This window comes from Brenneria uluponensis, from assembly GCF_032395385.1.
GTDB classification, from domain to species: domain Bacteria; phylum Pseudomonadota; class Gammaproteobacteria; order Enterobacterales; family Enterobacteriaceae; genus Prodigiosinella; species Prodigiosinella aquatilis.
The window spans coordinates 2,983,726-3,007,658 of the sequence record NZ_CP135917.1 but is presented as its reverse complement, the minus strand read 5'-3'; the positions used below and the strand labels follow the sequence as shown (position 1 = coordinate 3,007,658).

Here is a 23,933-nt window from a genome sequence, read left to right as displayed (position 1 = left end):
ATCTGTTTTTAGAAATAGGATTTTCTGATGGTTGTTGAAATACAGTTGCAAAAGCACATAATGTGTGCGAGTTTTATTTCATGCTTAAAAATGAGGGATCACAAATGAGCGTTTATATTAATGCGGTGGAGACGTATTTGCCAGGACCTAATGTTACTAATAATGAGCTTGGTGAGAAAATTGGTTTCAAACCAGAATTGATAAAGAAACTATTTGGTAACATTGGTCGACATTTCACTGCAAATATAAATACAGGAAAACCAACTTCAACATCGGCTGACTTGGTATCGATAGTAATTAAAAAATTATTATCAAATCATCATATTTCAAAAGACGAGATAGATTTCGTTATTGTTTCATCCGCCACGCCTGATTACCTTCTTCCTACCAGTGTCAATCAAGCTTGTTTTTTGGTGGGAATGAAAAATGTAGAAACCTATCAGATTTTGTCGGGCTGTTCCGGCGCAATACAGGCGCTTAAGCTCGCCCGTGAATTGGTCTCTGCACCTGAAAACTCATTGCGCCGCGGGATTGTTATCGGCGTAGAGTGCGCTTTTAAGTTTCTTGATTTCTTCAGTGACGATACAAGGAAGAAAGAAATGAAAGAGATAGTAAATTATACCTTGTTTGGTGATGGTGTCGGAGGGTGTATTATCTCTGATACGGCTGATGGTGCCGGTATTGAATTAGTTGATATTTGTTTTAAGTATCTCGGTCTGGATGAGAATGTGGGGCAACTTGCGAACTGGCGGGGAATAAGAAATGATATCGATTATGGGCCTATGCTGATGGAGGAGTATAAACTTATAGAAAGTCTTGTTCCTAAAATAACAAAGGAAATGATCGAGGGTTTAGCCAGTTCATTAAACAAAAAAGCAGATTGGCTCATGCCACCACAATTATCGGGGAGTATGGTTAAGAAAATATTGTCTGATACTGATTATGAACCAAATGAAATATTCAGCCTGGTTGATGAGATAGGCAATACAGCAAATGCGGCATTATTTTTCCAGTTAAAGGAATTTAGTGACGTTTCCTCTCCAAATGAAACAGCTATTGGTGTATCTGTCGAGTCGTCACGATGGCTGTCGGGTGGTTTTATTCTGAAAAATAAAAAGGGAATTTTATAGGAAAGTGTATTAATAATAGAGGGATTTTTTATGGAAAAGGATACAGCATTAGATAAAATAGCGCTTTCTAAAAAAATTGATTCTACTGATAAACGTATTGTTAGGGGCGTAATATTCAGTGACTTCAACCATAAAGCGTTGAATGATCTGATTACTTATAATATCGGCAAAATGGGATGTTTTCCTGAGTTTTATGATGAGGTATACAGCAACTATTTCCCCCATATATTGGGTAATATGGATGCGATCAGTGATTTTAATGCACATTTTCATGTCTATATTATTGATGGCACATTTATCGAAGATGGGATTGGTTGCGCACGGTCAGCTGATGTTATCAGAGAAAAAATCACAGAATATAAGGACAGACTGGAGTATGTGCTGAACTTTTCAACCCAGACCTGTAAAGCACATACATTTATAAATACGATTCATATCAGTGAAGTTGTTTTAAAGCAGTATACCGCATTGAATAAAAGAGCCGAGATAAAGTCGTTGCTCAATGATTTCAACGCCTTTATTCAGTCAAAATCTCATATCGGCAGTCATATCACGGTGATTGATATCCAAGAATTCAACACGGCGGGTGGCAGTGCTGAAGATGGCAAGCTGGCGCAATTGCTGGGGCTGTCCGTCGGCCTTGGTACACTGGATGACATGGCCAGATCGATTTCCTCTACATTACGAATGACCATGGGGAAAACCATTAAATGTGTGGTCACCGATCTGGATAATACGCTGTGGAAAGGCACGTTAGCTGATGATGGTATCGATAACATCATTATCAGCGATAAACAGGTCGGTACTGGATTTTTACGTTACCAGCGTTTTTTGAGTAGTTTGTACGATCAGGGCATTATTCTGGCGATATGCAGTAAAAATAACCTGGAAAATGTCGAGGCGGTGTTTCAGCGCAGAAGAAACGAATTACAGATCTCACTCGATAAATTTTCGGTCATCAGTGCTAACTGGGATGAGAAAAGCACCAATATCGTCAAGATAGCCAAAGAGTTGAATATATCAATAGAACACATGATGTTCATTGATGATTCTGGTTATGAATGCGCAGAGGTCAAAACTCGATGTCCGGAAATTACAGTGGTCGATTTCTCTGGTGACGTTGCTGAGAATGTCTCGTGGATTATTGCCCGGGATTATTTTCAACGTGAAACGATCAGTAATGATGACCGGCTACGGAATCTGACGTATTCGCAGAACAAAATCCGCACAGAAATGCGAAAGAACTATGCGGATAACAACGATTTTCTTGCCAGTCTGAATATGACGCTTAGCATCCGAAGGATTGATGATGCTACGTTTGATCGAGTATCACAGCTCACACTGAGAACTAATCAGTTTAATATGACGACCAGGCGAATGAGCATGAATGATGTGGCTGAATTCAACCGTAACAGCGACAACCTGATTGTTACATTAAATTGCCATGATAACATTGGAGATTATGGCACGATAGGTGCTATGTTTCTCAGATTCTCGAATGAACGTTGTTATGTTGATAACTTCATCATGAGTTGCCGGATATTTGGTCGGCAAGTGGAGTTCGCTGCAATACAATGGTTGTTTGATCTGTGTAAACAAAAAAGTATCAATATTATAGAAGCTGCATTCATTCCGACTGAAAAAAACAAAAAGTTTCGGTCTTTTTATCATGACTGTGGTTTTAATAATACAAAGGACACAATTTTTAATATTGTTGGTCAGGATAATTATCACTTGGCAGGAAAGAGTCATTCCGTTGCTATTCAAGAGGAGATAGTAATATGAATCTGGACGAGTTTATCAGCTTTATTAATGTTAAAACCGGGATGTCCTTGCTCAAGGAACATGTGGATATTGATTTGACCAATTTATCAGAGTGGGACTCTTTGACCTTTGTTTATATGTTAATGGAAATTGAAAAGAAAAATAAGCTCACACTTAATGTTGAGCGGATTTTACAATGCACAACACTTCATGATATTTACCAGGTGGTCAGCGATGAAGTTGCAGAAAGTCTCTAAGGAAAGAAATCAGACACTTTCTTTTTTATCAATCTCCAAAAACATACCGGCCATCACGTTAATACGGGAAGTGAATGTCTCGCACATTGTAAAAAGCGCCAAGCTTGGCAGTATGACCGCTATTACTATCAAGGCAATCAGTGATGCTCTGGCTAAATTTCCTGATCTGAATGTAATGGTGAAATTTGGCAGCAGTAATACTTTGATTTGTTTGAATGATATCAGCGCCAGATTGACGCTCGAAAAAACGTTGAATGGAGTATCGGGGGTCTACTCGCGGGTTATAAAAAATACCGATATAAAAACAGTTATGGATATAGAAAAAGCGTTAAAAGAGATTAAGCATGAGAACGTTAAGGAAAGTGAACACTACCGTAAAATCAGGTTGATTCAGCAACTACCCGGTTTTTTAGCCGCTATTTTGATGAAGCTGGCGCTACGTTCATCAAAAACACAGGCAGAAACATGGGGAAGCTTTACGGTAACATCGCTGGGGAAAAACGGCCCCGATCTGTGTATTCCCATATCCGGTTCGACATTTACCTTTACGCTGGGCGCAGTTAGCGAAAAACCGCTCGTGGCTGGAGAGGAAATAGTGGCTGCATGGGTAGCAAATCTCGTCATGGTATTTGATCACCGGGTTCTTGATGGGAAGCTGGCATCGCAACTGCTGGGACAGGTAAAACAGAATATAGAACATTTCCCAATGGACTAATCATTATGGTATTGGATGAATTAAAGAATTTTGTTTTATTACACAGTAAGGTACTCGGTGTTTATGATGAAACCCGAAATCTTTTAAGCCGGATTGATCATTTGGGTGATGATCTCCACTCCAGTTGGAGCCGGACATTTTTTGAAGCAGCGCTGGCATGTGAAAAAAAGGGAGAATGTGTCAAGGCCTGTGCACTTTATAATCTTAGTCGTTTTCCCTATGCAGAAACAGAATTGCAACAAGCATGCTATGAACATTGTTTGCGTTTATTCAAGTATCTTTATATCGACAAGGGGATAGTAACGCGTGTTAGCCTTTCCGATGATAAACAGATTTGTTATATAAGGAAGAAAAAGTCTAATAATGTGATTATTATCAGTGGTGGAATCATTTCTTTAAAAGAACAATGGGTAAATATTATTAACTTGTTTGACAAGTTTGATTTCAACATTGTATTGGCAGAAATGCCTGGGGTTGGAGAAAATAAATTACCGTATGGTGATAAATCATTCAGTATGTACAGTGATATATTGGATTATCTCGGCAGCGAGCAGGGAACATGCCATTGCCATATCATCGGGTTAAGTTTTAGCGGTTTTATTGCGTATAAGAACAGTATTATCGACAGTCGAATTAGCGGGTTGACCATGGTGGGAACACCTTTCGACACGCTGTATCATGATGCAGATGTCTATAACAAATTACCGTATGTCACACGGCTGGTTATTGAGCATAATATTATCAATACAATACCTAAAGTGATTGATGCGGCGCAGGTGTTTAATTATCTGGATTCCACTTTTACTATTGATGCATCAGAGGTTAACAATAACGTTAAATTGTACTATGTGCAGAGTCTGATGGATGAAGTTATCCCGAATGTTGAAGCCGGGTTCATCAAAAAAATATCCCGACACCATAATATTCTTTCACTAAGAGATGTTCATGGATCGCCTCATTATAACAAGACGGCCAAGGTATATATTTTGTGGTCAATACTGGATTCGTTCAGAATATCGCCTTTATTCAGGCTGGTGACGAAAAGTGGGATCCGTATTCTGCGTTTTTTGAAAAAATAATCTGATCTCGCGTTATCTGCATGCCTGTACCGTGCAGTTACGCTGTCCTCCGCCGGTGGCGGGGCAGATAAAACCACATTACGCACTTTCTGCGCCAGGAGCTATTGGGTGAAACTACATCACTGACGGCGTTCCACCAGGTGGTGTCAGCGGTGAATACACAACGATAAAGCCAGAAACAAACCGAGCGGATAAGGTGTCCGCTCTGTTACGTTATTGGATTTTTTCATAAGGAAATGAATTTTTCACATACCGGGTATAGTAGCGATTTTTAGCACTTGTCGACATGAGTTCTTCATAAATCATGCGCGCTACGCCTTTATACTGATACAAGCTTCCGTTGAGAAACTCTATCTCCAGTGTGCTGGTTTCCGGATCATATCCCACGGAGAACAGTTCTGTTGATGAAACACGTTTGCGTTGCAAAGCCGATAACTCCCTGTTGTTATTAAGCAGCCAATAAACAGACTATATAGCGAGCATGTTACTGGTTGTCTTTTTTTTGGTCAATCTATGGGCATCAGCCACCATTTACCCTGGTTAAAGGGTTAACGTAATACGTTTCCCCCTGATATCCCGCACTATAAATAAACATGGAAACCCAGCAAACTTGAAAAGCTCAAGCCTGCTGAACATTCCATGATGCTATTCTGTTACTAATATTAGGGGTAAACAACACCTCACGACTATTTATTGCAAGTATTTAGCGTGAAATCTCAGATGATCTTCAATAAAACTGGCAATGAAATAGTAGCTATGATCATAACCGGATTGTGTTCGCAACGTCAGTGGATACCCCTGCTGGCGGGCTACATCATCCAGCCGCGCGGGTTGGAGTTGATCGGCCAGGAACTGGTCGCAATCACCCTGATCCACCAGTATTGGCAAGGTCTCAGTGCTGTTTGCCAACAGAGCACAACTGTCATACTGCTGCCACAACTGTTCATCACTGCCCAGATATGCCGTAAACGCTTTTCTGCCCCATGGCACCCGACAGGGATTGACAATGGGGGCAAAGGCCGACGCCGAGTGATAACGGCCAGGGTTGCGCAATGCCAGCATCAGGGCACCGTGTCCCCCCATAGAGTGTCCGCTGATTGACTGGTGATCACTGACGTTAAAGTGTTGTTGAATCAGCGCTGGCAGTTCATGACAGATATAATCATACATCCGGTAATGCGTGTCCCACGGGGGCTGAATAGCATTGACATAGAAGCTCGCACCCTGTCCAAGATCGTAGCTGTCATCATCGGTTACGTTCTCACCACGCGGACTGCTATCCGGTACCACCAACACCAGTCCCAGTTCCGAGGCAACCCGTTGGGCACCGGCCTTGATAGTAAAGTTTTCATCCGTACAGGTCAGCCCTGACAGCCAATACAACACCGGAGGTGGTATATCATCGGACGTCGGCGGTAAATAGATGCTGAACGTCATGTCGCAATTCAGTGCGGATGAAGCATGACGGTAGCGCTGTTGCCAGCCGCCAAAAATACGATGTTCTTCCAGAAGTTCCAGTGACACATTCATTGTTGCGGTGTTCCTCCGATTTAGTCGAAATGGATGACAGAGCGGATGGATTTTCCTTCATGCATTAATTCAAATGCTTGATTGATGTCTTCCAGCTTCATGGTATGGGTAATAAAATCGTTGAGCTGGAATTCACCGTCCAGATAACGTTGCACAATGCCGGGTAGCTGGCTGCGGCCTTTAACACCGCCAAAAGCAGATCCGCGCCATACACGTCCGGTCACCAACTGGAATGGCCGGGTAGAAATTTCTTCACCAGCACCCGCCACGCCGATAATCACTGACTCACCCCAGCCCTTGTGGCAGCACTCCAGTGCGGAGCGCATCACATTAACGTTACCGATACACTCAAAAGAGAAATCCACGCCGCCTTTCGTCAGGTCGATAATGACATCCTGAATCGGCTTATCATGATCTTTGGGATTAATCAGATCGGTAGCACCCAGCTTGCGGGCCAGATCGAATTTACTGGTGTTGACGTCAATCCCGATAATGCGCCCGGCACCGGCCATTCTGGCACCGATAATCGCTGACAGGCCAATACCACCGAGACCGAAAATCGCCACGCTGTCACCTGGCTGGACTTTCGCTGTGTTCACGACGGCCCCCATCCCTGTGGTTACACCACAACCCAGCAGACAAACTTCCTCCAGCGGGGCTTCCTTGCTGATTTTGGCCAGTGAAATTTCAGCCACCACCGTATGTTCTGCAAAGGTGGAGGTACCCATATAGTGGAAAATCGGGTTACCGTCTTTGAAGAAACGCGTCGTCCCGTCCGGCATCAAACCTTTGCCTTGCGTGGCACGAATAGCCTGACACAGATTGGTTTTGCCGGAACGACAAAATTCGCATTCACCACATTCCGGTGTATACAGCGGAATAACGTGGTCGCCAACGGCTACACTGGTTACGCCTTCACCGATAGCTTCAACAACACCACCGCCTTCATGTCCGAGGATGACTGGGAACACGCCCTCCGGATCTTTGCCGGACAGTGTGTAGGCATCCGTGTGACAGACACCGCTGGCAACGATGCGTACCAGCACTTCGCCTTTTTGTGGCGGCATCAAATCCACTTCTTCAACAGAAAGCGGTTGGTTGGGACCCCAGGCGATAGCGGCCCGGGTTTTTATCATTTGCATGGTGAGCTCCTTTATTTTTTTATGGAACATAAGGTTTAAAACGTATCAATGGCTGATTTTGATGCAATGTCTGATCGGGAAACCCTTACCACTCAGCGGGGGAACTGTTCAATGATCAGTTTCTTCAATGCTTCTACATTAGGGCCGAAAGCTTCCCGACGCCATACCAGCCAAGCGGTGGCTTCAGCCATTTCGACTGGTAGCTCATGTGGTAATACCTGATTCCCTACCGGTAATGCGTCCAGTACGGAACGCGGCACGATGGCCAGACCTGCACCGCCAGCCACGCAGGCGAGCATGGATGAATAGGATGAAACTTCCACAACATTACCATGCGCAATGCCCTGGCTGCGGAACCAGGCTTCCAGTCGGCGTCGGTATCCACATCCGCGGCTAAAGGAAAACAAGGTCCGGTTCCGTACCTGGCTGGCGTGCGTGATGGTGGGATTTCCCAGGGCAGTCACCAGGACCAATTGTTCGACAAAAACAGCACAACCATTCAGCGCGTCATCATTTACCGGACCGTTAACCAGCGCGGTGGCCAGTAATCCGGTACGCACGCTATCAAGCAATTCATCTCCAGTACCGGATTCCAGTGACAGGTTGACTTGTGGATACCGCAGGTGAAAGCTCGCCAATAAGTTTGGCAATGGTGTGACAATCAGACTTTCCAGGGCACCAAGCGCGAAATTACCCGCCGGTTTTCCCGTGTGAGTCATCGCGATTGCCTCGTCACTCAGTGCCAGAATGCGCTGGGCATAGCAGAGGAAATTATGCCCCAGTGGTGAAAGACGCAGTCGCTGTTTTTCCCGGATAAACAGATCCTCTCCCAGCTCTTGCTCAAGCTGGCGTAATCGAGTGGTCAGGTTTGATGGAACCCGATGAAGTTGTTCCGCCGCACGGACAACCGAGCTGGTTTCTGCTACCAGGCAAAACATACGCAGTTGAATAAGGTCCATGTCTTCTTTTTACGTCATTAACTTTTGCTTAGTTATTCACTTTTCATGAGTGTAGTGGGTGGGTTACGCCTTGGCAATACCTCTTTAGTAAAAACGGAATGCTGGTGAGGCCGGTTATCCATCAGTTAAATACTACATGGACGGAAGTTCCATTTTTCTGGAGACATCACCGCAGGGAATTTGTCGGTATTGCTGATGAGGTTTATTGTCTGCCAGGAATTAATTCTTGAAGTTACAATTATTATATTATTGTCTGGATAAATAATTTAAGCGGATAAACATAGTCACCCGTGTCCACAACGTAAAGACAGTGGGCATGGTTACTTGTGATAATAGTTACAATTAATGTGAGGAAATTATCAGGAGTATATCGGTGAAACTGATTTTAGTAACCGCGGGTACTATTTCTTGTTTGTTTATCATGGTCAAATTTCATTCCGTATATCTGATTCAACGATAGTTGATTTGAAAATCAATCGTTCTTACTGTTTAACGGTTTATTCTGTTTTAGATTAAATAAGTTAATGTGTTTATTTGAATAAAAATTAAAAATTGTTTTAAAACAATGAGTTGATATTAATTTTGTAATAAAAAATGCTTACCAAATCATAACGAATTACCATTGCACAATGGGTTTTTTAATATTTAGTGAAAAAACGATTAAGAATTTAATTTTAATGCCGATGTATATTTAACAGCTTTCAAGATACAGGAAGATAAAAAGGAAACGAATCCTGACGAGCTAACATAAGTAAGTGATTTTGGTGAATGGACTACGCCAACACGTCGGCAACTGAACAATGCCGGACGTAGAGAATAATACATCATGTTTCTGTATTGTTTTTATCTCATTGTTATTAATTTTGGTGCACATTTTAACAAGTAGTCTGCCTTTTTTTCATCAAAGGGTGAACAGCAAAATATCAAATATTCTAGTGTGCTGGTTATTAAAAGCACAAACAGAAAACGCTGATTAATTATCCGGAGTTACTTATGAATTTTTTAAAAAACATTACCATCAGGGCAATGATGTTAGTTATCCTCGGTTTATTTCTATTACTTTGGGGTGGTGTGTCACTTTTTACCTTTTCTACACTAAGTGATATGAGCTCGTTGCTGGATTTCAGCCAAACGCAGAAAAAAAACTATTCGTTACTGGTGAAAGGAAACGATCAGTATTTCCGATCTGTGACACGCATGCTAAGAAGCGTTGATTTTTTACAGATTGGTGATACGGATAACGCCCAGAAAACGCTGGATGCGGCGGGTATTGCGATTAAAAATACCAAAGATGCACTTGAACAATTCAAAGTAGCTTCGCATGCGGGGATTGAACAGCAAACCATTGACACGATGATCTCAGTTTGGTCAGCGTTACTCGATTCCGCCATTGAACCTATGTACAACGCACTAAAATCTCACCGGATGGATGATTTTCATCAGCTTTTTCGCCAAGTCTACCCTTCGTTGAGTGTGAGTTTTGGCGTCGAGGCGGAGAAATACACCAAAATCATTCAGTCGGACAGTGCCATTGAACAGGTGAATGTGCTAACGATGTTCAGTAAGGACATATTAATGGCTACGTTGGCGCTTGGTATTATCATTCTGATACTGAGTGACCGTTATCTGGTGAATTATCTGGTTAAGCCGATTGGCATGATGAAAAAGCATCTTGAGTTACTGACGGAGGGCAAACTGGGATTCGAGCTGGAAGAGTTCGGTCGCAACTGTGTCGGTCAACTGATCCCTTATATCAAGCAAATGCAGAATAGCCTGAGTAATACCGTTTCGGTTATCCGAGACAGTTCTTCCTCTATTTTTCAAGGGTCTAGTGAAATTCGGCTAGGGAATAACGATCTTTCCGCTCGCACTGAACAACAGGCAGCCGCGCTACAGGAAACCGCGGCCAGCATGGAGCAACTCAGTTCCACAGTGAAACTGAATTCGGAAAACGTTCACCAGGCCAGCAAACTGGCGCACGAGGCTTCTGTCGTTGCGAAAAAAGGGGGAGAAATCACCGGCGAAGTAGTAGGAACCATGGACAGCATTACGGCCAGTTCACGCAAGATTGCCGATATCACCAGTGTTATCAACGGTATTGCATTTCAGACCAATATTCTGGCACTGAATGCGGCAGTAGAAGCGGCGCGTGCCGGGGAGCAGGGACGTGGTTTTGCCGTTGTCGCTGGCGAGGTGCGTAATCTGGCCCAGCGTAGTGCCCAGGCAGCCAAAGAAATTGAAATTTTGATCGCGGAGTCAGTCTCTCGTGTGGATATCGGTTCCAACCAGGTGAAACAGGCGGGTGACGCGATGGAAACCATCATTACGTCCATCAGTCATGTCAATGATCTGATTGGAGAAATTGCCTCCGCCTCTGATGAGCAGAGCCGCGGTATCAACCAGATTGGTCAGGCGGTCAATGAGATGGATAGTGTTACCCAGCAAAATGCGGCGCTGGTGCAGGAAGCGTCGTCAGCCGCGGAGTCTTTGGAAGAACAAGCCCGCCAATTGTCTGAAGCAGTAGCCGTGTTCCAACTGGGCGGCGATGAACGACGCCCGGGGGGGAATATTACACCCGCCGTTGCGCTAAAACGCCCGACACTTGCATCGACATCTGCATTGTCTATTGCAGGTCGTAAAGCGGGTGACAATAACTGGGAAACATTCTGATCCGCTCGTCAGAAACACCTTCTGCCGTAGCGTTAATTATTGTCAGACAACCGCCATACCATATGCTGTATGGCGGCGTATTGATAATGTTCCGACGGCAGCGAAGAATCAGGGTGGCAAAAGAGCGCTTCCGGCATCGGAACGGTCTGGCGTTATTACCTGTCCACAAATCCAATCGTTATGATCACTGTGAGAGATCCTGACGGTTTTCTCACAATTGGCGCACTAACTTCGACAGCCTAAAATGGGACGGATGCTGAAAAGCGTTTGTCCCATTTCTGTTATTGATCAGCGGGTGATTGCAGCTATTTCATCAATTATATTGCAGCTATTTCATCAATCATGAGGAACAATCACTGGATAATCGTTATGCTCTCAACTAGAGTGAAGTCGGCGTTTTATCCTGCTCTGCGCCAAAATAAGTTACACCTGCTGGAGAATAAATAATAATGGCATCACCGTTAACAAAAGAAGCTGTCTTGGTGCATGAAGCATTGATGGCGCGTGGGCTGGAAACCCCATTGCGTGGCGAAATGCTGGATCGGGATATCCGTAAACGTCGCATTGCGGAACATATGACGGAAATCATGAACCTGCTAAGCCTTGATCTGGAAGACGATAGCCTTGCCGAGACGCCAGATCGCATCGCCAAAATGTATGTGGACGAAATATTCGCTGGTCTGGATTACAGCAACTTCCCAAAAATTACCATTATCGAAAACAAGATGAAGGTGGATGAGATGGTCACGGTGCGTGATATCACGTTAACCAGTACCTGTGAGCACCATTTCGTTACTATCGATGGTAAAGCGACAGTCGCCTATATCCCCAAGGATGGGGTGATTGGATTGTCGAAAATTAACCGTATCGTACAATTCTTCTCGCAGCGCCCACAGGTGCAGGAACGGCTGACGCAACAGATTCTGATCGCGCTACAGGCTTTGTTGGGCACCAATAATGTAGCGGTATCCATTGATGCAGTACATTACTGCGTGAAAGCCCGTGGCATTCGTGATGCGACCAGTGCGACCACGACGACATCGCTGGGGGGATTATTCAAGTCCAGCCAGAATACTCGTCAGGAATTTTTACGCGCGGTGCGTCATCATAATTAACCGACAAATCGCCGTTTACGCTGTGCCTGCCGTGGTGGGCACGGTTTTAGTGCGTTTCCTTTCGTCATAGCGCCAGCCGTTACACCTGTCTGAAGTACCCAGCTTCATTTTATAGTGAGTAAAAGCGTAGGTTTTTGCCTTATCTGTCACTACAATTCACCGATAAACTTATCGCTTGCTGACGGCCATGTCACCACAATCAACGACACTACAATCAACGACACCACCGAGAATTGTTACTCTGGATTTTGCGCGCGGGATTGCCATTCTGGGTATTCTGCTACTTAACATCACCGCGTTTGGTTTGCCTGAAGCGGCCTACCTTAATCCTGCATATCGAGGATTACCGCCATTACGGGATGCCTGGACTTGGGCCATTGTGGATGGTGTGGCCCAGGCGAAATTCCTGACCATGTTTGCACTACTGTTTGGTGGTGGATTGCAGTTGCTGTTGCCGCGTGGTCGTCGCTGGATCCATGCCCGGCTATTCTGGTTGATGTTGATCGGTCTGATCCACAGTCTGTTTTTCTGGGATGGCGATATTCTGCTGGATTATGGGCTGATTGGGCTGGTGTGTTACGGCATGGTGCGCTATGCAGAAAATACCCAAGTGTTGTTAAAAAGCGGTGTGGTGATCTATCTGGCAGGCATAGGCATTCTGGCGATACTCAGTCAGATACTTAGCACGGACGGTGGGAGTTTCTGGCAGCCAAGCGTGGCCGACATGGCTTATGAAGCATACTGGCAGGCACACGGCGGGCCGGCGGCCTGGAGCAATCGGTTATCGTTGTTGGGCGATAGTCTGCTGTCTCTGGGGGTACAGTCTGGCTGGTTGTTGATGGGAGCAATGTTGCTTGGCGCGGCGTTGATGCGCTGTGGCTGGCTGAAAGGCCAGTTCAGCCAGAACCATTATCGGCGGGTCGCAGTATGGTCGATCATCCCGGCAGTGGTGATTAATGGGGTAGGGATCACGCTGCAATGGCAGTTGCACTGGGAATATCGCTGGTGTGGATTGTTGCTGCAAATTCCCCGCGAACTTGGCGCGCCATTGCAGGCGATTGGCTATCTGGCGTTATGCTACGGCTTTTGGCCCATATTAAGTCGTTGGCGAATCACTTACTGGGTTGCCGATATTGGACGGATGGCCTTGAGCAGTTATCTGTTGCAGACCTTGATTTGCACGACACTGTTCAACCGTATGGGGCTATTTATGCAGTTGGACCGTTTACAATTGCTGGCGCTGGTCCCGGGTGTATGGTTACTCAATTTTCTGTTTGCCCGCGCTTGGTTACGGTTTTTCCAGCAGGGACCGATGGAGTGGATGTGGCGTTATCTCACCCGATGGGTGGCGGAAAAGCCGGTTTAAGGTCGAGGGTCGTCGCCAATCGTTGTCTCGGGGGGATTGAGTGGCTGTTCCGTTTTGGTGACCGAGGGGACAATCTGCTCTGGTAGCACCACTGGATAGCCCGGTTCATTAGTGTCTATTTTGTATTTTGCCGGAATAGGGATTACCGGCCCCAGAAATCGGGGTTCCCGTTTTAGTATGTAAAGGTCGAACAGCGTGCCGATACGGGCACCGAATTCCCTGAGTCGTACCAGCCAGATATCCTTCGGCGAAGGAACCGCATAACACTGAGCCTGAATGTCCAGATGCAGGGCAATAAATAATGCACGCTCGCAATGGAAACGTTGGGTGATGATGGTGAAATCGTTGGTATCAAAGACTTTGCGGGTTCGGATAATGGAATCCAGGGTACGAAATCCTGCGTAATCCAGCACGATATCCGCCGGAGGGACGCCGGCGGATATCAGATCCCGCCGCATGGTCATCGGTTCGTTATAATTTTGCTGTGCATTGTCACCACTGAGAAGCAGGTATTTGACTTTCCCACTGTTATAAGCGTTCAACGCGCCCTGAATTCGAAAAAGGTAGTACTGGTTGATGACTCCGGCACGGTAATACTTGGCGGTGCCAAGAACTACGCCGACTTTGCGTGATGGTAAGTCCTGCAACCGATCATAAATATAAGGCGCTGTGCGCCAACTTATACAACGGTCAAGCAGAAATGCGGCGCACACCAGCACGATAAAGCTGATGAAAAAACCGTATATCAGGCGTAGCCACATGCTTTCTGCCTTACTCCGCACAAACAATCATCAGGCAAGGCTACTTTACCTATCCGATGGACGCAAGGTGAAGCGTCTGGATGACGGGGTTGTTGGCGCTTTTTACGGCAGCCATGTCTGGGGGTGAGGGGGAATTTATTGCCAGTTCTGGCCGAAAGCAAACCCTGGACATCGGTTCAGGGTTTGCGTGCCAAGATTCAGATCAGACTGCCCCACAGATCATACTCGTCCGCGTGTTCGATTTTCACTGTCACCATATCGCCGACGTTGACGCGTGTTTCTCCATTCAGGTAAACCGCGCCGTCGATTTCCGGTGCATCCGCCATACTGCGACCGATCGCGCCTTCTTCATCCACTTCATCGATCAGAACCCGCAATTCTCGGCCAATCTTGGCCTGCAAACGCTGGGCGGAAATCTGTTGCTGTAGTTGCATGAATCGATGGTAGCGTGCTTCTTTGATGTCTTCCGGTACCGGATCAGGCAGCAAGTTGGCGCTGGCACCCTCTACCGGGCTGAATCTGAAACAGCCCACGCGATCCAGTTGCGCTTCCTGCAGAAAATCCAGCAGCATCTGAAAATCCTCTTCGGTTTCACCGGGGAAGCCGACGATAAAGGTTGAGCGTAACGTTAAATCCGGGCAGATTTCACGCCAACGTTTAATGCGTTCCAGTGTCCGTTCCACCGCGCCGGGACGTTTCATCAGCTTCAGAATTTTCGGGCTGGCGTGTTGAAGTGGAATATCCAGATAAGGCAGGATTTTGCCGGCGGCCATCAGCGGGATGACTTCGTCAACGTGTGGATAAGGATAGACGTAATGCAGGCGTATCCAAATATTCAGCGTTGCCAACTGTTCACATAGGCTAACCATGCTGGTTTTTACTGGCTGTCCATTCCAGAAACCGGTGCGGTGCTTGATGTCGACGCCGTAGGCGGATGTATCCTGCGAGATGATCAAGAGTTCTTTCACGCCGGATTCAGCCAGACGTTTTGCTTCATCCAGTACCTCGCCAACGGCCCGACTATCCAGATCGCCACGCATGGAGGGGATGATGCAGAAGGTGCAACGATGGTCGCAACCTTCAGAAATTTTCAGGTAGGCATAATGGCGTGGTGTCAGTTTTACACCGGCGGCGGGCACCAGACTGGTAAAGGGGTTGTGCTCCGGTTTGGGCACATAGTGATGCACATGGGAGAGCACTTGCTCATAGCTGTGCGGCCCGGTAATTTCCAGCACTTTGGGGTGAACTTCACGGATGCGATTTTCTTTGGCGCCCAAACACCCGGTGACAATCACTTTCCCGTTTTCATTGAGGGCTTCACCAATGGCTTCCAGTGATTCCTGTACGGCACTATCAATAAAACCGCAAGTATTGACGATGACCAGATCGGCGTCGTCATAGCTAGGCACGACCTGGTAACCTTCGGTTCTCAACTCGGTCAGGATGCGCTCGGAATCCACCAGATTTTTCGGACACCCCAGACTGATCACTCCGATTTTTCGGGATTGGGAGGGGTTGCCGCCTTTGTCCATCGTCGTCAGTGTTTTCTGGGGGGCAGCAAGTGTTGTGGTCTGTGAAGGATCAAAGGTGTTAACAGTCATAGCATCTCATACATCGTGTTGTGCCGGAGTGGCGCCGGAGTGGTGCCGGAAAAGTCGGCGGATTATACCTGAATAGGCGTGAAGAAACAGTCCCGTATGTTCAAAAAACAGCCAGCCCGGTCGGGATTTGGATTTATTCAAAATCACACCCACCTTTAACGGGTGGGTGTGATGTTTTTAGCTCAATGGTAACATTACCGTCTGTTTGAAAGCATTACGCTGGGTGAGCTGTTGGTACCACCGTTCCAGATGAGGATGCGTCTGGCGCGGAATGTCCATCGAAAACCAGCCATAGGCATAACAACCTAATGGGATATCGCCGATACCGAATGCTTCACCAGAAAGCCAGGGCTGTTTTGCCAGCGTCATATCGATGATCGTAAACAGTTTTTCACAGCGTTCAATCCCTGCTTCGATGACTGACATATCTCGTTTTTCCGGCGCGGTGCGTACCATGCCCAGAAACACACTTTGAAACGGTATGCTGAAGGCCATTGTCCAGTCCATCCATTTTTCCGCACTGGCACGCGCTTTGGCATCAGCAAGGTACAATGAACCTTGTCCATATTGCGCAGCCAGATAACGCACAATGGTGTTGGATTCCCATAGCACCAACTCGTCATCCTGCAAGCAAGGAACCAATCCATTAGGGTTCATGGCCAGAAAGTCTGCATCATGATTGCGGCCAAATTTACCACCCGCCAGAATATGTTCGTATGGCAGTCCCAATTCAGTGGCACACCAGCGTACTTTTTTCACATTTGTGGAGTTGTCACGTCCCCATATTTTCAACATTGAATATCTCCTTTGTCTCTCATTAACTCAAACCTGATATCGGTAAGGTCGTTGCGATAAGTCAAATCTTTACGGGCATAAAGTGCTATGTCCCGTAGTCACACCCCAGAGCATAGGAAATAATGATATAGATTTTTACTATTTATGAATTACGTTAACTTTCCCGACAATGACAGCCAGTTATTTATCCGGCCGGAAAGTATTTTATGGCCATTTACCCAGCGGATCCGTGCGGCACTGTGTAGACGGTTAGTTCCCAGTATACCGCTCGCCGTGGCGCAAAACGATTCACATACCATTATATTTAAGGGGGTGCCAGGAGGCGGTAAAGCCTGAACTGCCGAAAAAGGCTGTAAGATAGTGGTACGTGAATTCAGTGATGATGTTCGGCCCACTCTGACGCCGGCAAAGCGCAGGAACGCGGACGGTAGACCGCTGTTCAGTACGGTGCGGGTAAATATCATTCGTTCAATACCCGTTGTAATGTGGCTGGTCTTGCTGTTGCCCTTGTCCTGAATTCTGCCCGGCAACACTATCGGACCGATTGCGGTGGCGATCTGGCAATACGTTTGGGTTGCTATCGTTATAAAACGCCGGTGATGGTTGTAACGGTTATCGCGTTGATCATCCTGGTGTAGTAGTGCAGGTCTTGGGGGACTGGTTTGCCAAACGTGCCGGTAAGCGCGAGCATTGCTAAATGCTGAGTTTATCACCGTCATACTTCACGTTGCAGATGTATTGATCTTCCTGCAACTCGAATTATTGAGTGCATAAAATTAGTCTGGTCATTGTTTGGATTTGAAAATAATTAACCACCTCAACAAGAGGTGGTTAGCGCCATGGAAGAGGGATAACTAAAGGGGAAAATCATCAAGCCAGGAATGAAATAATGGCTTGTGCAACCTTCTTTGCGGCTTTTCTATTTTCCAGATCCAGGAAGTGACCTGCTTCTGGTACGGTATTGAATTGGCAATTATTGATGTAGCATCCCATTTTCTGAATATCTTCAGCTGTTGTGTATTCATCATCTTCGCCATTGAGGAATAGTACCTCTGCGTTAATATTTTTAAAGATATTAATATAATTTTCTTCTTTCAGACTGAGAACCTGATCAATATGAAAACTGACTTGCTGGAACGCAAATTCATCCAGTGCAGAAAGATGTTTGAGATTGATATGCTTTAATAATGGCGGTAAAAATTTACCGACTTCCTCATTTAACAATACCGCCGCATCTTCATATCTTCTAGCGTGAATGCATGATCTGGCCTGTTCAACATAATTGCGCATTTTGTCGTTGAGATTGGCCGAAAATGAGGCAATGACTGCTTTCTTGATTTGTCCTGGTTTTTTTGACAATGCCAGCAATGACGACAAACCACCCCATGAAATGGAGATAATGTACTGTGGTTCAAGCACTTCGATTAAATTAAGCAGGATATTGACTTCATCATCTTTGGTAATGACATGACTTAAATCATTATGTTCCAGTGACTCACCAAGAAAAGGCAAATCGAAAAGAATAATGTTGAATTTTCCTGAAAGGTTTTTGACGGTATTTTTAAAAGCAGCAGTGGTTGATAATGCACCATTAACCATTATCACAGTTTCATTATCAGGGTTGGATATGTGCTTTTCAACATATACATTCCAGGACTTGTAATTGACAATACTTTTCTCTATAGCCATGATCGATTCCCTTTATTTAAATCTTCCTTGCAGCACAAGGAGACCTTGCGCTAGTTGGATCTAGTACATTACATGAAATTGAATGCTGTTTGACGTAGTTCTGTCTGGATTTAATCGGTATGTGTTATCTTAATTTCCGATCGAAACGAAAGACCCTGCCCTTGATTAACTTAACGGTGAATTTATCACAATGCTTTAGTGAGATAAACGTCACGAAATTTATTCGGATTATTTCTCTTCCCAAAGCCAAATAGAGCATAAAAAGCATCGCCATAAATAATGTAGCAGTGAAATTATATGGCGTAAAATTAGTGGTACGATGTGTTAACAATGACCGTCGTGGGGATGAGTATGACGGCTGGGCCATGTCGCACCTATCATATGGCATAGGCTTTACATTTCCTTTTGATTTTTATAACTATTTTATGTCTTTTACTATCTTTACAGTGTTGGGCGTTTAATTACTGGCGATGACCGACTACTTTTGTATGGTCAGTAAATTCAAAACAGTTTGATCCATAACGTTTTTGATGACCTTTAAATAAGAGCAGCCAACACATGAAGATGATGACTTTTCTCTCCAGAGTAACTGCTGCCACAGTGTGGGCACTGCTAGTTGCCATATTTCCCGCCGCGGCTCATGCCGAGTCGATTCCGGTGGTTCCCCAGGTTCCCCAACTTGATGCCAAAGCCTTTATTTTGATGGATTATCAAAGTGGTAAGGTTTTGGCAGAGTATCATGCTGATGACCGCCTTGACCCAGCGAGTCTGACCAAAATCATGTCCAGCTATGTAATCGGACAGGCGATAAAGGCTGGAAAGATCCATCCCACAGATATCGTTACTGTGGGTAATGATGCCTGGGCAACCGGCAACCCAGTGTTGCGTGGCTCTTCATTAATGTTTCTCAAGCCAGGAGATCGTGTCCCGGTATCCGAACTGAATAAAGGGATTGTGATTCAATCAGGGAATGACGCCAGTATTGCGTTGGCAGATTATGTGGCCGGTAGCCAGGGAGCGTTCGTTGACCTAATGAATCAATATGCCAAGTCGCTGGGTATGGTCAATACGCATTTTCTTACCGTACATGGGCTCGATGCTGAAGGGCAGTACAGCACTGCGCGTGACATGGCGCTGTTGAGTCAAGCATTAATCCGTGATGTTCCGGATGAATACGCATTGAATAAGGAGAAGTCGTTTACGTTTAATAAGATCCATCAGTTTAATCGTAACCGTCTGTTATGGAGCACCAACCTGAATGTGGATGGTGTGAAAACCGGACACACCAGTGGTGCCGGGAACAATCTGGTGGCGTCGGCGACGGAGGGGAATATGCGTTTGATCTCGGTGGTGCTGGGAGCACCAACGGACAGTATTCGTTTTCGGGATAGTGAGGAACTATTGACCTGGGGATTCCATTTTTTTGAAACCGTTACGCCTCTTCGTGCCGATACACCTTTCACAACCCAACGAGTATGGTTTGGCACAACTAAAGACGCGCGTTTAAGCACGGCGCAGAATGCGGCACTGACCATTCCAAAAGGACAGATGAAAAATTTGAAAGCCAGTTTTACGCTGAGTCAACCTTACTTATCTGCGCCATTGAAGAAAGGCCAGGTGGTTGGCAGTATTGATTTTCAACTGGACGGAAAATCTGTCGCCCAACGGCCGCTGGTGGTGATGGATGATATTCCGGAATCCGGCTTGCTCAGCCGGATATGGGATGAGGTAGTGCTGAAATTTACGCAGTGGTTTGGCGAGCTGTTCAGCTAATGCTGGGTTAATAGCACAATGCCATTATTGCTACAGTAATGGGTGTAATTCTCCGTGGGTTGACGGTCGGTGATCAGCGTATCAAACAGCGAAAAAGGGCCGATGCGGGCGGGTTTTCGCTGGTCAAATTTACGGCTGTCAACGACCAGGATTGCACGTTGTGACATCGCCAGTGCCCGGTGCTTCATCGACAATTCAGCAAAGTTAAAGCAGGTTGCACCGACATCCAGATCAATACCGGCCGCGGAAATAAAGGCCTTGTTAGGGCAGATGTGGTCCATGCCGTTGCATTGGCTGAGCGGTGTGAAGATTGCGCTATCGGGATGGAATTCACCGCCGCAGAGGATGACTTTGTTATTGGGTTTTTCTTGCAGGGCCAAAAAGGTATTCAGCGAATAACAAATACTGGTAAAGGGCAATTCATGCGGAATGGCTTCAATAATGTAACTGGTAGTGGTGCCACAGTCGAAGAAGACCGTATCGTTAGCCTCTATCAGTGACGCCGCTATTTCCCCGACGATTCTTTTTTCTGCTGCGTGTTTAGTCTGTTGCTCAGAAACGAAATAGCGGGAGGGATTGTTGTTTTTCAGACCATTGACTACATATCCGCCCAGCAGTAGCACGGAATCTGGTCGGGTATTAAGGTCGCGACGCACCGTCATTTCAGAAACGCCGAGTAACTGGGCCGCATCTTTAAGATGTAATTTGTCTGCTTTTTTCAGAGCCTGGGCCAGTTTATTGATTCGTTTTTCACGCCGCGTTTCCATTTCTTTCCCCGATAAAAAATAAGCCATGTATTGTTAAACGCAGGATAAGTATTCTCCTTGTTTTACCCGGAAGTTTCACAATATTTCTTTTATAACCTCTCGGGACGGGTTGGCGCAAACGGGGAGTGAAAAAGTTATAACACGTTGAAGTTAATAAGGGATTCTAATTGAGCAGAAAAAGAAAAGGCCCATCGTTCTTGAACCTGAAAGGCGTGAACGATGGGCTCCTCAATATTGAGATTTCAAAGAAAAGCAGTGGCACTTAATCAGACGCCAGCTATCTGGAAAAGTTCAGATAAAACTGAAAAAAATTGACATATTTTTACATTTAACCCCAGCCGGGCAATTCCGGCCAGATAATCACAATCAATGAACCCGCCAATGTCAGTAGTACGTTGGCAATCGCATAGGTGCCAGCATATCCCAGCGCCGGAATATTGCTGCGAGCTGCATCGCTGATGATCTCCATCGCCGGGGCACAGGTACGGGCACCCATGATGGCACCAAACAGCAACGCACGGTTCATCCGCAGAACATAGGCACCAAACAGGAAACAAATCACTACCGGCAGCAAGCTGACCATCAATCCTGAAAACAGCATTTGCACACCTACTTCGCCAAAACTGGTGTTAATGGTGCCGCCGGCGCTCAGGCCGACGCCGGCCATAAATACCATCAGTCCGAACTCTTTCACCATATTCAGCGCCCCTTGTGGGATATAACCAAATGTGGGGTGGTTAGCCCGCAGAAAGCCCAGCAAAATACCGGCGAACAGCAGACCGGCGGCGTTTCCAATACCGAATGAGAAGTTGCTGAACTTGAATGTGACCAGCCCTATCATGATACCGATGATGAAAAAGGCGCAGAATGCCAGTAGATCCGTGACCTGGCTGTGGATAGAAATAAAACCGATACGGTCAGCGATGCTTTTTACGCGACGGGTATCGCCGCTGACTTGCAAAACATCACCTTTATTTAGCACGACGCCATCATCAATCGGCATCTCAATCTGGCTGCGCACGATGCGGTTAAGAAAACAGCCGTGATCGGTCAGTTTAAGCTGGCTGAGTCGTTTACCTACGGCATTGTGGTTTTTCACCACAATTTCTTCAGTAACGATGCGCATATCCAGCAAATCGCGGTCAAAAACTTCTTTGCCATCGCGGAAGTTGGAGTTGAGTCGGGCATGAGAATCCGGGTAGCCCACCAGGGCAATTTCATCACCCAGTTGTAATACGGCATCACCATCCGGGCTGGCCAGAATCCCATTGCGACGAATCCGCTCAATATAGCACCCTGTCTGGCGGTAGATGCCCAGCTCCCGCAGATTTTTGCCATCAGCCCAGGCGACCAGTTCCGGACCAACACGATAAGCACGGATAATTGGCAGATAAATCTTACGTTGACTATCTGGATCCAGGCCTCGCTCCCGAGCGATTTGCTGGGCGCTGGTGGGCAGGTCTTGATGCTGTAGTTTTGGTAGGTAACGGGCACCAAAAATCAAACTGACCAAACCGATTAAGTAGGTAAGCGCATAACCGAGACTCAGGTGTTCCTGTTCGATACCCAGTTGTTGGCCAAGATTAGTGGAGTTGCGTAACGTGTCTCCCGCACCGACCAGTACTGGTGTGGATGTCATCGAGCCCGCCAGCATCCCGGCGGTTAACCCGATACCCCAACCGAAAATCTTACCCAGCAGCAGCGCAATGATTAATGCACTGACGACCATCACCAGTGCCAGAATGAGATAATTTTTTCCGTCGCGGAAGAATATGGAAAAAAAGTTAGGGCCAGCTTCAACACCGACACAAAAAATAAATAACATAAAACCTAGATTAAGCGCCTCGGTATTAATGGTGAAATGTTGCTGTCCCAGTAATAACGATACAACTAAAACCCCAATAGAATTACCGAGTTGTACAGAACCCAGCCTTAATTTCCCCAGACAAAGTCCTAATGACAGAACCACAAATAAGAGCAGAATGTAATTCCCGTTTAACAAATCAGCGACGTTTATATTCATTGGATGTAACTTGTTGTTTACTAGTAAGTTCTTGATATAAAAAGTGATTAGGGCTAAATTTTCCCTAATCACATGATGTTGGCTATGCCGGTAACACATTATAAAACGCAAAAACCGATCTTATTCAGAGCAATTGTTGGGGCGGTCGCCATTTTAGAGGTTTATTAGTCTGACAACCAGTCGCCGGTGCAGATAAATAGTAATAAGCCTCGCTTCGTACCATATCAGGGATATACATCTATGCCGGTGTTGAATGTCGGAGAACTATTTACCGTCAGGTTGATATGACGTATGTACATGTCGGGAGGCGAAGTATGACAGGCAATAGAGGTTGGGTGGGCGTCGTCAGCTGTTTCATATTGTTTACCCTTATTTTCCTGAGTCAGAAAATGGTCGTCTCCAGCGTCGCGGGAGACGCATTACATGGTGATCCCGGAATGCTGTTATTTCTGTTGCCGGGGGTAGTATCCAGCTGTCTTGCTGGCGGTAGACGGTTACGCTATACCTTCATTGGCTCACTGATTGCCTCACCGATATGTCTGCTTATCCTGCATTTATGGATTGGCTCGGTGATTTCATTCTGGCAAGAACTGGCCTATGTTGCCGGTGCTTTGTTCTGGAGCCTCATGGGGGGATTAATGCTGCTGTTTTTGCACGCAGCGGGTCGGCGCTATTTTCGTTAATGTGTGTCGGTGTAAAACGGGAGTGATGCAACACTGTCGGGAGAGAGAATGATTACCCCAAGGCGGTTCAACGTCTCAGGGCGTTTTTTATTATTAATAAATTTTGTTGCCGTG

At 45.9% G+C, this 23,933-nt stretch carries 21 protein-coding genes and 1 pseudogene; 12 read left to right on the top strand and 10 right to left on the bottom strand.

What is annotated here, in order from left to right:
• The first annotated feature begins 104 nt into the window (after window positions 1-104).
• Genes RS889_RS14065 through RS889_RS14045 form a run of 5 tightly spaced genes read left to right on the top strand, consistent with a single transcriptional unit; the run spans window position 105 to window position 4,945 of the window.
• A complete protein-coding gene (locus RS889_RS14065; RefSeq protein WP_315707722.1) occupies window positions 105-1,130 on the top strand; it encodes a 3-oxoacyl-ACP synthase III family protein in 1,026 nt (341 codons plus the stop codon).
• A 30-nt stretch (window positions 1,131-1,160) separates the two neighbouring features.
• Complete coding sequence (locus RS889_RS14060; RefSeq protein ID WP_315707721.1) at window positions 1,161-2,915, top strand: HAD-IIIC family phosphatase; 1,755 nt, start codon at window positions 1,161-1,163, stop codon at window positions 2,913-2,915.
• Complete coding sequence (locus RS889_RS14055) at window positions 2,912-3,151, top strand: phosphopantetheine-binding protein (RefSeq protein ID WP_021015532.1); 240 nt, start codon at window positions 2,912-2,914, stop codon at window positions 3,149-3,151. The genes RS889_RS14060 and RS889_RS14055 overlap by 4 nt, the downstream gene beginning before the upstream one ends.
• The gene (locus tag RS889_RS14050) at window positions 3,129-3,866 is read left to right on the top strand and encodes a 2-oxo acid dehydrogenase subunit E2 (RefSeq protein WP_315707720.1); all 738 of its coding nucleotides are present in this window, start codon (window positions 3,129-3,131) and stop codon (window positions 3,864-3,866) included. Before RS889_RS14055 ends, RS889_RS14050 begins: the two co-directional genes overlap by 23 nt.
• Before the next feature lie 5 nt (window positions 3,867-3,871).
• Window positions 3,872-4,945 (top strand): alpha/beta hydrolase family protein, encoded by a 1,074-nt coding sequence (locus tag RS889_RS14045; RefSeq protein WP_315707719.1) that lies wholly within the window; start codon window positions 3,872-3,874, stop codon window positions 4,943-4,945.
• A gap of 213 nt (window positions 4,946-5,158) precedes the next feature.
• Here the strand turns inward: RS889_RS14045 and RS889_RS14040 are convergent, their stop codons facing one another.
• From RS889_RS14040 to RS889_RS14025, 4 genes are all read right to left on the bottom strand, one after another.
• Window positions 5,159-5,371 carry a KTSC domain-containing protein gene (locus RS889_RS14040; RefSeq protein ID WP_021015535.1) on the bottom strand — a complete coding sequence of 71 codons (213 nt, stop codon included), beginning with the start codon at window positions 5,369-5,371 and terminating at the stop codon, window positions 5,159-5,161.
• Window positions 5,372-5,635: 264 nt separating this feature from the next.
• Window positions 5,636-6,475: an S-formylglutathione hydrolase gene (gene fghA, locus RS889_RS14035; protein WP_315707718.1), complete on the bottom strand. Its 840-nt coding sequence runs from the start codon at window positions 6,473-6,475 to the stop codon at window positions 5,636-5,638.
• Window positions 6,476-6,495: 20 nt separating this feature from the next.
• On the bottom strand, window positions 6,496-7,617 hold the full coding sequence (locus RS889_RS14030) for an S-(hydroxymethyl)glutathione dehydrogenase/class III alcohol dehydrogenase (protein ID WP_021015537.1): 1,122 nt from the start codon (window positions 7,615-7,617) through the stop codon (window positions 6,496-6,498).
• A 92-nt stretch (window positions 7,618-7,709) separates the two neighbouring features.
• Window positions 7,710-8,576 carry a LysR family transcriptional regulator gene (locus RS889_RS14025; RefSeq protein ID WP_021015538.1) on the bottom strand — a complete coding sequence of 289 codons (867 nt, stop codon included), beginning with the start codon at window positions 8,574-8,576 and terminating at the stop codon, window positions 7,710-7,712.
• A gap of 993 nt (window positions 8,577-9,569) precedes the next feature.
• Between RS889_RS14025 and RS889_RS14020 the strand changes: the two genes are divergently transcribed.
• The 3 genes from RS889_RS14020 (at window position 9,570) to yeiB (ending at window position 13,727) form a co-directional block, all read left to right on the top strand.
• Window positions 9,570-11,246: a methyl-accepting chemotaxis protein gene (locus RS889_RS14020; protein ID WP_315707717.1), complete on the top strand. Its 1,677-nt coding sequence runs from the start codon at window positions 9,570-9,572 to the stop codon at window positions 11,244-11,246.
• 449 nt (window positions 11,247-11,695) lie between these two features.
• Window positions 11,696-12,361 carry a GTP cyclohydrolase I FolE gene (gene folE, locus RS889_RS14015; RefSeq protein WP_290182507.1) on the top strand — a complete coding sequence of 222 codons (666 nt, stop codon included), beginning with the start codon at window positions 11,696-11,698 and terminating at the stop codon, window positions 12,359-12,361.
• 187 nt (window positions 12,362-12,548) lie between these two features.
• Window positions 12,549-13,727, top strand: coding sequence for a DUF418 domain-containing protein YeiB (yeiB, locus tag RS889_RS14010; protein ID WP_315707716.1), 1,179 nt, complete (start codon window positions 12,549-12,551; stop codon window positions 13,725-13,727).
• Here the strand turns inward: yeiB and sanA are convergent.
• Window positions 13,724-14,488, bottom strand: a complete 765-nt coding sequence (gene sanA, locus RS889_RS14005) for an outer membrane permeability protein SanA (RefSeq protein ID WP_315707715.1) — start codon at window positions 14,486-14,488, stop codon at window positions 13,724-13,726. The genes yeiB and sanA overlap by 4 nt on opposite strands.
• Between sanA and RS889_RS14000 the strand changes: the two genes are divergently transcribed.
• Window positions 14,487-14,615 (top strand): hypothetical protein, encoded by a 129-nt coding sequence (locus tag RS889_RS14000; RefSeq protein ID WP_315707714.1) that lies wholly within the window; start codon window positions 14,487-14,489, stop codon window positions 14,613-14,615. The genes sanA and RS889_RS14000 overlap by 2 nt on opposite strands.
• A 70-nt stretch (window positions 14,616-14,685) precedes the next feature.
• On the opposite strand, the gene rimO is transcribed toward RS889_RS14000, so the two are convergent.
• Complete coding sequence (rimO, locus tag RS889_RS13995; RefSeq protein ID WP_021015543.1) at window positions 14,686-16,089, bottom strand: 30S ribosomal protein S12 methylthiotransferase RimO; 1,404 nt, start codon at window positions 16,087-16,089, stop codon at window positions 14,686-14,688.
• 177 nt (window positions 16,090-16,266) lie between these two features.
• Entirely contained in the window at window positions 16,267-16,884 is a 618-nt protein-coding gene (locus RS889_RS13990; protein ID WP_315707713.1) for a glutathione S-transferase family protein, read from the bottom strand.
• A 551-nt stretch (window positions 16,885-17,435) separates the two neighbouring features.
• On the opposite strand from RS889_RS13990, the pseudogene RS889_RS23830 reads away from it, so the two are divergent.
• Window positions 17,436-17,581: pseudogene (locus RS889_RS23830) on the top strand (methionine ABC transporter permease); the annotation flags it as partial.
• Between the two features lie 173 nt (window positions 17,582-17,754).
• Here RS889_RS23830 and RS889_RS13980 read toward each other — a convergent pair.
• Window positions 17,755-18,573 (bottom strand): alpha/beta fold hydrolase, encoded by an 819-nt coding sequence (locus RS889_RS13980; RefSeq protein WP_315707712.1) that lies wholly within the window; start codon window positions 18,571-18,573, stop codon window positions 17,755-17,757.
• Window positions 18,574-19,131: 558 nt separating this feature from the next.
• Between RS889_RS13980 and RS889_RS13975 the strand changes: the two genes are divergently transcribed.
• Window positions 19,132-20,346, top strand: a complete 1,215-nt coding sequence (locus RS889_RS13975) for a serine hydrolase (RefSeq protein ID WP_315707711.1) — start codon at window positions 19,132-19,134, stop codon at window positions 20,344-20,346.
• On the opposite strand, the gene deoR is transcribed toward RS889_RS13975, so the two are convergent.
• The gene (gene deoR, locus RS889_RS13970) at window positions 20,343-21,113 is read right to left on the bottom strand and encodes a DNA-binding transcriptional repressor DeoR (RefSeq protein WP_315707710.1); all 771 of its coding nucleotides are present in this window, start codon (window positions 21,111-21,113) and stop codon (window positions 20,343-20,345) included. The two genes, RS889_RS13975 and deoR, sit on opposite strands and share 4 nt — an antisense overlap.
• 328 nt (window positions 21,114-21,441) lie before the next feature.
• On the bottom strand, window positions 21,442-23,136 hold the full coding sequence (locus RS889_RS13965; RefSeq protein ID WP_315707709.1) for an aspartate:alanine antiporter: 1,695 nt from the start codon (window positions 23,134-23,136) through the stop codon (window positions 21,442-21,444).
• Window positions 23,137-23,450: 314 nt separating this feature from the next.
• Here RS889_RS13965 and ybjM point away from each other — a divergent pair, with 314 nt between their 5' ends.
• Window positions 23,451-23,819, top strand: coding sequence for an inner membrane protein YbjM (ybjM, locus tag RS889_RS13960; protein WP_315707708.1), 369 nt, complete (start codon window positions 23,451-23,453; stop codon window positions 23,817-23,819).
• The last annotated feature ends 114 nt before the right edge of the window (window positions 23,820-23,933 follow it).